At 49.3% G+C, this 13,797-nt stretch carries 12 protein-coding genes; 11 read left to right on the top strand and 1 reads right to left on the bottom strand.

Annotated features, from left to right (window positions below; all coding sequences use genetic code 11):
* The first annotated feature begins 54 nt into the window (after nt 1–54).
* From LKD70_RS09435 to LKD70_RS09400, 8 genes are all read left to right on the top strand, one after another.
* Nucleotides 55–951, top strand: coding sequence for a carbohydrate ABC transporter permease (locus LKD70_RS09435; RefSeq protein ID WP_227707782.1), 897 nt, complete (start codon nt 55–57; stop codon nt 949–951).
* 12 nt (nt 952–963) lie between these two features.
* A complete protein-coding gene (locus tag LKD70_RS09430; RefSeq protein ID WP_227707781.1) occupies nt 964–1,803 on the top strand; it encodes a carbohydrate ABC transporter permease in 840 nt (279 codons plus the stop codon).
* A gap of 179 nt (nt 1,804–1,982) precedes the next feature.
* Complete coding sequence (gene asnB, locus LKD70_RS09425) at nt 1,983–3,521, top strand: asparagine synthase (glutamine-hydrolyzing) (RefSeq protein WP_227707780.1); 1,539 nt, start codon at nt 1,983–1,985, stop codon at nt 3,519–3,521.
* A 37-nt stretch (nt 3,522–3,558) separates the two neighbouring features.
* Nucleotides 3,559–4,326, top strand: a complete 768-nt coding sequence (locus LKD70_RS09420) for a TatD family hydrolase (RefSeq protein ID WP_227707779.1) — start codon at nt 3,559–3,561, stop codon at nt 4,324–4,326.
* Nucleotides 4,327–4,370: 44 nt separating this feature from the next.
* Complete coding sequence (gene rsmA, locus LKD70_RS09415) at nt 4,371–5,264, top strand: 16S rRNA (adenine(1518)-N(6)/adenine(1519)-N(6))-dimethyltransferase RsmA (RefSeq protein WP_227707778.1); 894 nt, start codon at nt 4,371–4,373, stop codon at nt 5,262–5,264.
* Between the two features lie 172 nt (nt 5,265–5,436).
* Nucleotides 5,437–6,807 (top strand): citrate/2-methylcitrate synthase, encoded by a 1,371-nt coding sequence (locus tag LKD70_RS09410; protein ID WP_227707777.1) that lies wholly within the window; start codon nt 5,437–5,439, stop codon nt 6,805–6,807.
* A gap of 8 nt (nt 6,808–6,815) precedes the next feature.
* Entirely contained in the window at nt 6,816–7,754 is a 939-nt protein-coding gene (locus LKD70_RS09405) for an alpha/beta fold hydrolase (protein ID WP_227707776.1), read from the top strand.
* 194 nt (nt 7,755–7,948) lie between these two features.
* Nucleotides 7,949–8,515, top strand: coding sequence for a flavin reductase family protein (locus LKD70_RS09400; protein ID WP_227707775.1), 567 nt, complete (start codon nt 7,949–7,951; stop codon nt 8,513–8,515).
* Between the two features lie 91 nt (nt 8,516–8,606).
* Here LKD70_RS09400 and LKD70_RS09395 read toward each other — a convergent pair whose 3' ends face one another.
* A complete protein-coding gene (locus tag LKD70_RS09395; protein ID WP_227707774.1) occupies nt 8,607–10,334 on the bottom strand; it encodes a sigma 54-interacting transcriptional regulator in 1,728 nt (575 codons plus the stop codon).
* A gap of 370 nt (nt 10,335–10,704) precedes the next feature.
* Here LKD70_RS09395 and LKD70_RS09390 point away from each other — a divergent pair, with 370 nt between their 5' ends.
* The 3 genes from LKD70_RS09390 (at nt 10,705) to LKD70_RS09380 (ending at nt 13,787) form a co-directional block, all read left to right on the top strand.
* On the top strand, nt 10,705–11,739 hold the full coding sequence (locus LKD70_RS09390) for a tripartite tricarboxylate transporter substrate binding protein (RefSeq protein ID WP_227707773.1): 1,035 nt from the start codon (nt 10,705–10,707) through the stop codon (nt 11,737–11,739).
* Nucleotides 11,740–11,804: 65 nt separating this feature from the next.
* A complete protein-coding gene (locus LKD70_RS09385) occupies nt 11,805–12,272 on the top strand; it encodes a tripartite tricarboxylate transporter TctB family protein (protein WP_227707772.1) in 468 nt (155 codons plus the stop codon).
* A gap of 18 nt (nt 12,273–12,290) precedes the next feature.
* Nucleotides 12,291–13,787 carry a tripartite tricarboxylate transporter permease gene (locus LKD70_RS09380; RefSeq protein WP_227707771.1) on the top strand — a complete coding sequence of 499 codons (1,497 nt, stop codon included), beginning with the start codon at nt 12,291–12,293 and terminating at the stop codon, nt 13,785–13,787.
* Nucleotides 13,788–13,797 lie beyond the last annotated feature (10 nt).

The raw sequence follows: 13,797 nt of genomic DNA, 5'->3' as shown, positions 1-13,797 counted from the left end.
AAAAATGGGGCCGCTTAAGACAGAGCGGCCCCATCATGTTGAGGAGTGATTTATATGGAAAAAATCAGAAGAAATAAAAAATATATCTGCATATTTCTATTTCCCGCACTGGCAGTCTATCTGTGTTTTGAAGTGATTCCGGTTATAATGTCCATTTATTTTTCTTTTCATGAATGGCCGGGAATCCAGTCGGTTCCGTTGGAATTTGTAGGGCTTGACAATTTTGTTAACCTGTTTCAGAATCCGGTATTTTTAAAATCGCTTCAGAATGTACTGATTTATGCGGCAATAAGCGTGGTTCTCCAGGTGCCTATCGGTTTTGCCCTCGGGTTTCTTGTTCATAAATTTATGCATTTCAAGCGGTTTTTTAAGGCATCGTTTTTTATTCCTATGATCCTTTCGGTATCGGCGGTATCACTGCTTTGGAATTTTATCTATTTTCCGACGGATAAGGGGATACTGAATACAATTCTTATTCATCTCGGACTGGAAAATATGACGCAGCAGTGGCTGGTAAACCCGGATACTGCTCTGATTGCGTTGATTGCGGTCAGTACATGGACCAGTGTCGGCTACTATATGATTATCTGCCTGGCAGGACTTACGGCAGTGCCCGAGTCAATTATAGAGGCGGGGGAGATAGACGGAGCGACGGGACTTAAGAAGATTGGATATCTGTACATACCGATGCTCTGGGACTCAGTAAAAATGTCTGTCATCATGGTAATTACAGGTGTATTGAAAATCTTCGATACCGTATATATACTTACGCCTTCCGGAGGCACAGACAATTCAACGATTGTGCCGGCACTCCTCATGTACAACGAAGCGTACCGGTACGGGCACTATGGTACGGGAAGCGCTATCGCCACTGTTATTTTTGTGCTGAGCGCGGTTGTCTCTGTTGCCAGCCTGAAACTCATGAACCGGCGGGAAAGCGTGGAGTATTAGGAGGAAGAGTGTATGAACAGGGCAAAAAAGAGATATTCTATCGGACATATAATCGGGTTTATTGTTTTTCTGGCCATAGCAGTGATTAATGTATATCCGCTTGTGTTTTCTATTTTCTGTTCACTGAAAGGAAATCTGGAAATTTTTGAATCTTTTGTATCACTGCCGAAGGAGTTCAGATATGAAAACTATATTACCGCCTGGAATGTGGGCAATATCGGAAGATACTTTCTGAATACGATTATACTGGCAGCAGGTACAATTATATTGACAGGTGTTTTTGGCGCTATGGCGTCCTATATTTTGTCAAAATTTCATTTCAAAATAAAATCGGGCATTTATCTGCTTTTTATTTCAGGAATGATGATACCGATTCAGGCTGTTTTAATCCCGCTGTCGTATGTGTTCGGAAAGTTCGGCATGATGAATAATTATGGGATGCTGATTCTTTTATATTCTGCGTTCTGTTTCCCTATGACTGTCCTGATTCTGACCGGATTTATGAACAGCATACCGACAGAACTGGAAGAGGCGATGATTATAGACGGCGCAGGGATACATCAGGTGTTTTTCAGGATGATTATGCCATTGTCCATGCCGGGTATCATAAGTGCGTCGATATTTAATTTTATCCAGGTTTGGAATAACCTTCTCTTTCCGCTTATTTTTATCACGGATAAGGAAAAAGGAACGATTTCTATGGGGCTTCTGTCCTTTTTCGGAGAATACAGTACAGACTACAGCGCATCGATGGCAGGAATCTGTCTGACCACAATTCCTGTGATCATCGCATATGTACTGTTCCAGGACAGAATTGAGAACGGACTCATGAGCGGAGCTGTCAAAGGGTAATTCCGACGGCAGGACCTTTGCAAAATAAGCGGTATTTCGCAGGGCGGCATGGCTTTTCGGCCATGCCGCCCTGTCTGCTACTATACATTCCTGAAATTATCTATTATAATAGATGAATGTAAAATGAATCACCGGAAGGCAGGCCGGAGAAATACGAAAGATGGGCAGGGAGAATACAGATGGCAATTATTAAAGAATACAGAGGACATATCCGGAACTGGGAAGAACTTTGCGAAAGACTCGGGATCAGGACAGATCTGACCCGGGAGGAGAGGGAGAACGAGATTCTGCTCCGCGCGTATGAGACGTGGGGGCATGAGATGGCGGATCACATGCATGGCATGTTTGCGTTTGCAATCTGGGATGAGGAGAAGGAGGAGCTGTTCTGCTTAAGAGACCAGTTCGGAACGAAACCGTTTTATTACTATGAGACGGCGGACGGCCGGCTTCTTTACGGCACGACGATTCGCGGCATTATGGAGCAGCCGGGATTTGTCAAAGAGCTGAATGAAGAAATGCTTCAGATCTATCTGAGCCTGACTTATGCGGCCGGGGAGAATACGTTTTTCAGAGGACTTAAGAAACTGATGCCCGGCAGATATCTTGTGTGGAAGGATGGAAAGCTTAAAATTACGCGGTACTGGACGCCCACGTTTAAACCGGATCACAGCAGGACACTGGAAGATTGGGCGGATGAGATTCACGAGACATTAAAGGAGATCATGCCTGAGGTGAAGACTCCGGACGAGACGGCAGAGTCGTTCCTCTCCGGCGGCGTGGACTCTTCGTATGTGCTTGCCATGTCGGATGTGGAGATGACAGATTCCTGCGGATATGAGGAGGCGAGATTCGACGAGTCAGGGCTTGCGAAGCAGACGGCGGATATTCTCGGCCGGAAAAATTCCCGGTGTCTGATCACGCCGGAAGAGTATTTTGAGATCGTTCCGTATGTGATGTACAATATGGAGCTCCCCCTTGCGGATGCGTCGGCGATTGCCTTTGCCATCGCATGCCGGGAGACTGCGAAGCACACAAAGCTGTGTTATTCCGGAGAAGGAGCGGACGAGTTCTTCGGCGGATACAACATGTACCGCAACGCGGAGCGCTACGGGGAGAACTTAAAGACGTTCTATGTGGGAAATACGAACATCATGAAAGAGGATGAGAAAAAGCGCATCCTGAAAAAATATGATCCGGACGTGCTCCCCATCGAAGTGGCGCGGAGCATCTACGAGGAGACGGAAGGGCTGGATCCTCTCACAAAGATGTCGGATGTGGATATTCAGATCTGGCTTGAGGGAGATATCTATCTGAACGTAGATAAGATGAGCCTGGCAGCAGGGCTTGAGATCCGCATGCCTCTGACCGACCGGAGAATTTTCGGCATTGCTTCGAGAATGCCTTCGGAATACAAGGTAAATGAGGAGCAGAACAAGGTGGCGCTGCGCACGGCGGCGGCGAAAGTGCTTCCGGAGGAGATTGCATTCCGCAAAAAGCTCGGATTTATCGTGCCGATCCGTATCTGGATGGCAGATGACAGATATAATCAGGATGTCCGTGCAAAATTCAGAAGTGATATGGCGGAAAAGTTCTTCAATGTGGATGAGATTAACGCCATCTTTGACGATTATGTGGGCGGAAACTCTGACAACTGGAGAAAAGTGTGGACAATCTATACGTTCCTTGTATGGTATGAGGAATATTTTGTAAAGAGGTAATATCCGGGAAAAGAACTGAAAGAAAGGCGGCAGCAGGATGATTATAGACACACATGCACATTATGACGACGAACAGTTTGACACGGACAGAGAAGCGCTCCTGTCCGATATGGAAGCCGGGGGAATCGGCCTGATTGTAAACGCCGGTTCCACGGTGGAATCCTGGGGGAAGATACAGAAGCTGACAGAGCGCTGGCCTTTCGTTTACGGCGCTGTCGGCATCCACCCGGATGAGGCGGGGACGCTTGATGAGGAGCGCATGGCAGAGATGGAACGGCTCCTTGACCTGGAGAAGATCGTGGCTGTGGGAGAGATCGGCCTCGATTACTACTGGGACAAGGAGAGTCATGAGCTTCAGAAGAAATGGTTTATCCGCCAGCTTGAACTGGCCCGGGCGAAAAATATGCCCGTGATCATTCACAGCAGGGAAGCGGCGGCGGACACGATGGAGATCATGAAAGAACACGCCCGGGGGATGAGGGCGGTGATACACTGCTACTCCTACTCTCCGGAGATGGCCTGCGAGTATGTAAAGATGGGATACTATATCGGAGTGGGCGGAGTTGTCACTTTTAAGAATGCAAAGAAACTAAAACAGGTCGTAGAAGCGATTCCTCTTTCGTCTATTGTGCTGGAAACGGATTGCCCGTATCTGGCGCCGGAACCGTACAGGGGGAAGCGCAACAGTTCGCTTTATCTGCCGTACGTGGCGGAGAAGATCGCAGAGATCAAAGGAGTGACCCTTGAGGAAGTGATCCGCCGGACGGAAGAAAACGCGCGTGCGCTGTATGTCCTGCCGGTGTAGGACGGACGCAGAGCAGAGAGAAAAAGGAGAAGGAAGAAGATTATATGAAAGAGCCTACGCTTGGAAATCCACAGAATACAATCGCCGTTCTGCAGAAATACAATTTTGTGTTTCAGAAGAAATTCGGACAGAATTTTCTTATCGACACCCATGTGCTTGACAAGATTATCCGTGCGGCCGGAATCGGTCCGGATGACTGTGTGCTCGAGATCGGCCCGGGCATCGGCACGATGACGCAGTACCTTGCGTGCGCTGCCCGGAAAGTGGTGGCGGTGGAGATTGACCGTGCGCTGATTCCGATTCTGGAGGATACTCTGGAGGGATATGACAATGTGACGGTGATCAATGACGATGTTCTGAAAGTGGACGTTGCAGAGCTGGCAAAGCGCGAGAATGACGGGAAGCCGGTAAAAGTTGTGGCGAATCTGCCGTACTATATCACCACGCCGATTATCATGGGGCTGTTTGAGAACCATGTGCCGGTGGAAAGCATTACTGTGATGGTACAGAAAGAAGTGGCTGACCGGATGCAGGTGGGGCCGGGAACAAAGGACTACGGAGCCCTCTCTCTTGCGGTGCAGTACTATGCCAGGCCGTATATTGTGGCAAATGTGCCGCCGAACTGCTTTATGCCCAGGCCAAAAGTCGGCTCTGCTGTGATCCGGCTGGACCGTTATGAGGAACCTCCGGTGAGGGTGGACGATGAGAAACTCATGTTCCGGATCATACGTGCCTCCTTCAACCAGAGGAGAAAGACGCTTTCCAACGGGTTGAAAAATTCTCCGGAGCTTGCTTTCTCGAAAGAGGAGATCGACGCGGCGATTGAAAGCCTCGGAAAAGGCCCTTCTGTGCGCGGGGAGGCACTGGCGCTGGAAGAGTTTGCGGCGCTGTCAAACATACTCGGAGCAGGAGGAAACGACAGAGATAAAACGGTCTGAAAGCCGGAGAAAGGAGCAGGGTATTGTGCCGGAGAATTGTGCAAAATGGCGGTTCGCAGGCTCGTTAATAAATATTTAATATACAATTTATTGTATAATGTGTAAATTTTTAGTATAATAAAAAGGTCATACAGAGAAAAAAGATAATAGGAAAGAGAAGGAGGAGACGCCTATGGTGAGAAACATCGACAATATTTTTTACGACATTACTCCACAGATCGAAGAACTGGCGCTCAAATGTGAAACGAATAATGCCATAGACAAGGAACTGTACACGAAGTACGAGGTGAAACGCGGACTGCGTGACCTGAATGGGCGGGGGGTACTGGCAGGGCTGACAAATATTTCAGATGTCTGTGCTTCCAAAGTGGTTGATGGAAAGACAGTTCCATGCGAAGGCAATCTTTATTACCGGGGATACAACATAAAAGATCTGGTCAAGGGATTTCTGGATGCAAAGCACCCCGGCTTTGAGGAAACGGCATATCTGTTGCTTTTCGGAGAACTTCCAAACAAAACGGAATTAAGAAATTTTCAGGAAATGCTTGCGGAACGTCGGCTGCTTCCGCCGAATTTCGTGCGCGATGTCATCATGAAGGCCCCGAGCCGCGATATGATGAACAGTATCACGAGAAGTATTCTGCAGCTTTATTCCTATGATGATAAAGCGGACGATACGAGTATACCCAATGTACTGCGTCAGTGTCTGAATCTGATCAGTCAGTTCCCGATGCTGATGGTTTACGGATATCATGCATATAACTACAGAAGGGGCGAGGATCTTTTCATCTACGCTCCAAAGCCGGAGCTGTCGATGGCGGAGAATATTCTGATGATGCTTCGCGAAGACCGCAAATATACGAAACTGGAAGCGAAGATTCTTGATATGGCACTTGTGCTTCATATGGACCACGGCGGCGGAAATAACTCTACCTTTACAACGCACGTGGTAACATCTTCCGGAACAGACACGTATTCTACAATGGCTGCGGCTATGGCGTCTCTGAAGGGACCGAAGCACGGCGGAGCGAACATCAAGGTTACGCAGATGTTTGAGGATATGAAGAAGAATCTGACGGACTGGAATGACGATGATCAGATCCGTGCGTATCTGGAGGCGCTTCTCGACAAGAAGGCATTTGACAAAAAAGGGCTCATCTACGGTATGGGACATGCAGTTTACTCGATTTCTGACCCGCGTGCAGATATCTTCAAGCGTTTCGTAAAACAGCTTGCCAGAGAAAAAGGACATGAAGATGAGTACGCTCTCTATGAGAAGGTGGAGCATATGGCCCCCGAGATCATCGGCGAGAAACGCCGCATGTACAAGGGTGTAAACGCAAATGTAGACTTTTACAGCGGCCTTGTGTACAGTATGCTGGATCTTCCGCAGTCACTTTACACGCCGATTTTCGCGGCTGCGCGTATTGTCGGCTGGAGTGCGCACAGACTGGAAGAACTTGAAAATGTAGACAAAATCATCCGTCCGGCGTACAAGCCGCTTGCTCCTTACAGAGAGTACATAAAATTAGATGACAGGTAGTGAGTAACATGAGAGATGAGTTTTATTTCCCGTCAAAGGACGGCAACACAGAAATCCATACAATGGAGTGGAAGCCGGAAGGCGAAGTGAAAGCAGTCCTTCAGATATGCCATGGGATGGTGGAATATATCGGGCGTTACGATGAGTTTGCGCAGTTCCTGTGTGAACGGGGATACTACGTCGTGGGAAATGATCATCTCGGACATGGCAAGTCCGTGCAGGCGAAGTCAGAGTATGGGTTTTTCAGTGAAAAATACGGAAATGCATGTGTGCTCGGCGATATACACACCCTGCGCCAGCGGATTATGAAGAAGTATCCGGATGTTCCGTATTTCATGCTGGGGCACAGTATGGGGTCTTCCCTTCTGCGGCAGTATATTCAGATGTACGGAAACGGGCTGAGCGGTGTTATCCTGATGGGGACAGTGACGGATCACATGAAGTTAACGCTTCTTTTCGGGAAAAGGCTCTGCCGGTTGATGGCTGTCTTCCGCGGATGGCATTACCGGAGCGGACTCGTAGACCGGATGGCGATGGGGGCTTTCAACAGAAAGTTCAAACCGGCGCGCACGAGGGCGGACTGGGTTACGAGCGACAGGGAACGCCTGGATGCGTATGTGGCAGATCCGCTATGTTCCTTTATGTTTACGGTAAACGCCTATTACAATATGTTTGCCGGCATGATCAGTATGCAGCGGAAAGAGGGAGTTTACATGATTCCCAAAGGGCTGCCCGTGCTGTTCGTGTCAGGTGCAGACGATCCGGTGGGCGGTTTCGGAAAAGGAGTCCGCAAGGTCTTTGAGAAATATCAGAGGGCCGGGATTCAGGATGTGTCGCTCCGACTCTATACGAGGGACCGGCATGAAATACTCAATGAGACAGACAGAGAGCAGGTGTTTGAGGATCTGCTGAACTGGCTGGAGGCTCACGGACAGAAAAAAGAATAATATGCTGTATGAAAAACAGCTGAGAAAATTAAAATGGCTGCCCGGCAGAATTTCTGCAGGGCGGCCATTTTTGGGGAGCGGGCCTTTTGAGCACCAGTGGTTATTGCCCTTGCATGCAGGCGCTGGTATAATTACAGAAAACAGAAACGCGAAAATATCGCAAATTAATTTTTTCAGCAGGAAGGAGAATAATCATGCGCAAAAATCTTGGACCCAATCCATACATATATCCTCAGCCGGTGCTTATAGTGGCGACTTACGGTGAAGACGGAACAGAGGATGCGATGAATGTGGCATACGGGGGGATTATAAATTCTGACCGGCTCCAGATCAACATCGGAGTCCGCCATAAAACGTCGGATAACATTAAGGCAAAAAAGGAATTTACAGTTGGAATCGCGGATGTGAAGAATCTTGTGGCGGCGGACTATGTTGGAATCGTATCCGGGCATGACGAGCCGGACAAGATGAAGAAATCAGGTTTCCACACTGTGAAAAGTGAGTTTGTGGATGCGCCTGTAATCGAGGAGCTGCCGCTTACTCTGGAGTGTCGGGTGGAAGAAATGAATCAGTATGACAAAACACTGCGAATTGTGGCGAAGATCGTCAATGTGAGCGCGGATGAGCGGATTCTGACTGCGGATGGAAAGATTGACACGGACAGACTGAACGCGATCTCATATGATGCTGCGAACCATGCGTATCTCCGGATAGGCGAGAGAGTGGGAACAGCGTTTGCAGACGGAAAACAGTTAAGATAGTTAAAGCAGGTGATCAGGGAAAGACACGGTATCAGGCGTGCACAAAATACGCACACCTGATACCGGCGCATCTTTGTTACGGGTGACTGCTTCATCCAAGAAGTGCATCTGGCAGAACGCGCAGCACATCTTCGGTTCCGGCGAAGGCCGTCCTGCAGAGAATGGACAGTCTCTCGCAGAAATTGCTCATTTCCCGTATATTTCCGGGCCAGGAATACCGGCAAAGGAGTTCCATCGCATCGTAGGTAAGACCGGACAGCACACATCCGGTAGTCTCGTGAGCCAGTGCGAGGAAACGGTTCAGCAGGAGCTGAACATCTCTGCCGCGCTCCCGCAGCGGCGGAACACGGAACTCAAGTACGTTCAGCCGGTAGAGGAGATCCTGGCGGAAACTGCCCTCTGCCACGGCTTCTTTCAGGTTTCTGTTCGTCGCGGAGATGATCCGGACATCTACGGATATGGCTGTGTCGCTGCCGAGTCTCGTAATTTTCTGTTCCTGAAGCACGCGCAAAAGATGGCTCTGCATACTGGGCGAGATATCCCCGATCTCATCGAGAAAAAGTGTCCCTTTGTGGGCGACCTCAAACAGCCCTTTCTTTCCTCCTTCCGGCGTTCCGCCGAATGTACCGTCAGCACAGCCGAACAGCTCTCTCTCCAGGAGGTCTTCCGGGAGAGCGGCACAGTTGACAGTCACGAAAGGATAGTCCTTCCTCGGACTGGCGTTATGAATGCTCTGAACGAAGAGTTCCTTCCCTGTCCCTGTCTCGCCGTAAATCAGAATATTTGAGTCGGAGTGACTGAAATTCTGTGCGTCCGAGATTATGTTATCCATTACCGTGCTCTGGTGGAAGATATCGGAAAAGTGATATTTTGCCTGATAGCCGGAGCAGTGGAGCGACTTCCTGATCAGGTCTTCTTCATCCTGGATGCGGGCGGTATTCTGGAAGGTCAGCACAGCCTTTACTCTCCCCGGTTGATTGGCGACAGGTACACAGTTGACCATCAGACGGTACTGTCTGTAAGTGTGCAGCTCTGAGCGCAGTTCTATCCCTTTTTCGATGACGTCTGTAACCCGCAGATCCGGGAAAAAGTCGCTGATGTTGCATCCGACGAGAGCGCATTTCCCGGTTTCCAGTATGGAATCGCAATAGCTGTTGGCCATTGTGATCTTTCCGTTTCTGTCAATGGCGATAATTCCCTGGAAAGAACAGTTCATAATTTCGGAGAGTGTACTGCTTTTCGCCATTTCCCGGCGGGCGATTCCGACGGCGGCTTTTGCCTCGGAGATGGCATTGTTCACCGCACGGCGGCCGGATTCGATGAGGACGGCGGGAATATTGTATTTTTTTGCGGCCTCGACCGCGGCATATCCTCCGATCACAGCTGTATTTCCGTCAGATACAGCTTTCTGAATAACTGCATCCACTTCTGTTTTATCAGAGACAGGGTATGGGGTCAGTCTGACAAATGTGAAATTCGTATTCACCGTGTCGGTTTCGTATATCATATTGTAAGCGCCGATGACGGCAATGTTCTTTTCCTTCGGATACATTTTCAGACACCGGCTGACTGCGCTGACGAGATCCAGGCCGGTGACTTTAAGTTCCGCGCAGACAAAGCCGAGTTCTTCCATTGTACGGGCTGTAAACCCGCGGGCAATGACTACGTCCGCATCTGCGGCTGCTGTTTGCAGCGGAGGATTAGAGGGATTCTGAATGACCTTGTATTCCAGCTCATCTCTGTCCGGTCTCTCACGGAAAACCTGCTCGATCGTTGGCAGTATTTCCGGATATGGCGTGAAAAAAACCATGCGTATCATAAGAATAATGCCCCCTTTATAAAAATTAGCAATATTTTAGCACTGTGTTCAGGTTACGTTTTCTTTTATGTGTTCTTAGCACGTTATAGATATTGCAGCATCCATGATTGCAAATCTAACAGTTGCAAAATATTGCTTTATGCAATCTTTTGAAATGAAATAAAATGTTTTGCAATCATAAGATGAATTTTGAGATAATTGGATCTTAGCACTTTCTTAGCAAAATATAACAAAAAATTAGCGCTAAAACAACATGTAATTCACAAAAATTTTATTGATTATTACTCAAAAAATTTTGTACTTCAAAGTTGGCACATAGATTGCTTTATATTCGATTATCTAAATAAAATTTTTAAAGGAGGAAGAAAACATGAAAAAAAGGAGTGTGGCATTCTTGCTGACATTAGCAGTGACAATGGGGGCTGTGACCGGATGCGGCGCACTGTCTGTAGGGGGATCAGGTACTGACAGTTCTTCAGACAGCAGCGGTGACAGCGGCTCAGATGCGGCTGCCGATTATCCGACCGGAACCGTAGAGGTTATCGTTCCCTACGCGGCAGGCGGCGGCGCTGATATTGCAACCCGTCTTGTCTGCTCCTACCTTGAGCAGGAACTGGGACAGACATTCGTTATCAACAACGTATCCGGCGGAGGCGGAACAATCGGTCTTACAAATCTGGTAGACGCAAACCCGGACGGTTATACAATCGCTTACTTCTCATCCACAGACTCCAACGGAGATGCGCTTTTTGACGGCGTTACCTATACAAAGGATGACTTCGCTCCGATCGCGCAGTTCTCCGCTGACCCGCATGTCATCGTTGCAAGCAATGCTTCAGGCATCACAGATGTAGACAGCCTTCTTGCAGCAGGACAGGACGGAAGCACCACATGGGGAATCGGAGGAGCATGGAGCCACTGGGATTTCCTGAAGATGGAATTCGAGGAAGCAACCGGAACAAACTTTATGCGTGTCGCGTTTGACGGCGGTGTGACAGCCATCAACAACGTAGCCAGCGGCGACTGCGACGTGGCAACTCCGTTCATCAGCGAGGCAACGGCACAGATCAATGCGGGCAACGTACAGCCGATCGCTGTTACAAGCGCAGAGAGACATCCTCTTCTTCCCGATGTGCCGACACTTGCCGAGTCCGGAATCGAAGGACTGGAAAACTTCAACTCTGTGATGTGGAGAGGTTTTGTAGCTCCCGCGGGAACACCGGAGGAAGTGCTTCAGGTACTGTCCGATGCGATCGGAAAGGTATGTGAGAATGAAGAGTTCATCGCTGCGGCTGAGGAAGCCGGAGTTACAGTTGACTTTATGGGAATCGACGAGTTCACAGGCTACTATGAGGAGAACCACAACAGCATCAGAGAGATGATCGACAGTGCTGATTTTGAGTAAATCTCATCATAATAAGTATGGAACTCCGACATCCGTGAGTTATCTGATAAGTTAGGAGGGAAACTATGAATTCAAACCAGATGAAACGGAGCACGTCCGACGTCATATGCTGTCTCGCGATCCTGCTCTTTCTTGTAAGCCTGACGGTACAGCTGGGCGAGATTCCGGAAGAATCGGTGACCTATCCGAAAGTGCTGCTGATTATCAGTTACATCATGACGGGAGGCCTTCTGATCTACAGAATCGTAAAATACAAAACTTCAGAAGTATATGAAACCCATATCAGACAGCAGTGGAAGATTCTTGTGGCATACTTCGTGCTTGTGCTTGCCTATCTGTTCCTGCTGGACAAGATCGGTTACATTTTTGACACAGTACTGTTCGGTATTGTATCGCTGATCATGCTGAAGACGAAAAACAAAGTGGTTGTCGTTCTTCTGCCCGTGATCCTGACACTTGTTATCTACTATGTATTCAGTCTTTTCCTGTCGGTGATCCTTCCGAGAGGAAGCTGGATCTCACTGAATCTGTAATTAGGAGGAATTTTTGTTATGGAAAATATATTGATCGGCTTAACCAGTGTCTTTACGCCGATGAACCTCCTGATCTGTCTGGCAGGTTTGGCAATCGGTATTGTGTTCGGAGCGCTGCCCGGATTCTCCGCTACGATGGCGGTGGCAGTGTTCGTACCTTTTACATACGGCATGGAGCCAGGGCAGGGACTTCTGCTCCTCTCCGGCCTGTACTGCGGCGGTGTGTACGGCGGATCCATCCCGGCGGTGCTCGTCGGTATTCCCGGTACGCCGGCTTCGGTGCCCACATCGCTGGAAGGAAAAGCCCTGGTGAAAAAGGGCGAAGCCGGACGTGCGCTGCACCTCGTTACACTGGGCAGTGCGTTCGGAGGTTTCTGGTCCAGTATCGCGCTTCTTCTCTGCGCGCCGCTGCTTGCAAGAATCGCCATGATGGTAGGCGCGCCGGAGCAGATTTTCGTCGCGATCTTCGGTCTGTCGGTTGTTGTTATGCTCTCCCAGGACAACCTGTTTAAAGGATGTCTTGTGGCGATCGTCGCGCTGATCGTTGCGTGCTTCGGACAGGATCCGGTCAACGGGTTCCCGAGATTTACATTCGGCAACTCTGCCCTGACCGGCGGATTTGACGTAAACGTCGTCCTCATCGGACTGTTCTCCTTCCCGGAGCTGTTCAAGATGCTGGAAGACCCCATGGGCAAGATGGCGGACGCCGGAAAAGTCGGCTCCATGAAGCTCAAAGCTGCAACAATTAAATCAAACGTAGTTAACGCGGTCCGCTCCACGATCTGGGGTATCGTAATCGGTATCATCCCGGCAGCCGGCCCGGATATCGCTGCTTTCCTGTCCTACAACGAGGCAAAGAAAGCGTCCAAACATCCGGAAGAGTTCGGGAAAGGTGCGGCTGAGGGTATCATCGCGTCCGAGTGCGCGAACAACGCCGTTACCGGTGGTTCCCTGATCCCGCTGCTGACTCTCGGTATCCCGGGATCCGCTCCCGCGGCCCTGTTCCTCGGCGCCATGATCGTACACGGCGTACAGCCCGGACCGACGCTGTTCACAGAGCATGCAGATACGGTATATACGCTGATTATCGGTTTCGCAGCGATTAACATACTCCTGTACTTCGTAGGTCTTGCGGTCTGCAAGTGCGGAAGCCTGATCCTGAAGATCCCGAAATCGATCCTCTGTACAACGATCGTAATCCTTGCTACAGTAGGTACGTTCTCCATCAACAAGAACATCTTCGATGTATTTGTCGGATTCGGCGCAGGTGTGCTCGGCTACATCATGCTGAGAAACAACTTCCCGACATCGCCCATCGCCCTTGCTCTTCTGCTTGGACCGATGATGGAGAGATCCGCGTCCGTTACAGCGACGCTGTACCAGGGACACATCCTCGATATCTTTACAAGACCGCTGACACTGATCCTGTTCCTTTTCACGATCTTCTCCTTCGCTTTCCCGTTTGTGAAAGCATATCTGCAGAAGAGAAAAGCAAAGGCAAACGCGCAGTCTTAGGTCTCAGGAG

Origin of the sequence: Ruminococcus turbiniformis, assembly GCF_020687545.1 — a bacterium.
Classification (GTDB): domain Bacteria; phylum Bacillota; class Clostridia; order Lachnospirales; family Lachnospiraceae; genus Mediterraneibacter; species Mediterraneibacter turbiniformis.
This window is presented reverse-complemented; position numbering and strand designations above follow the sequence as displayed.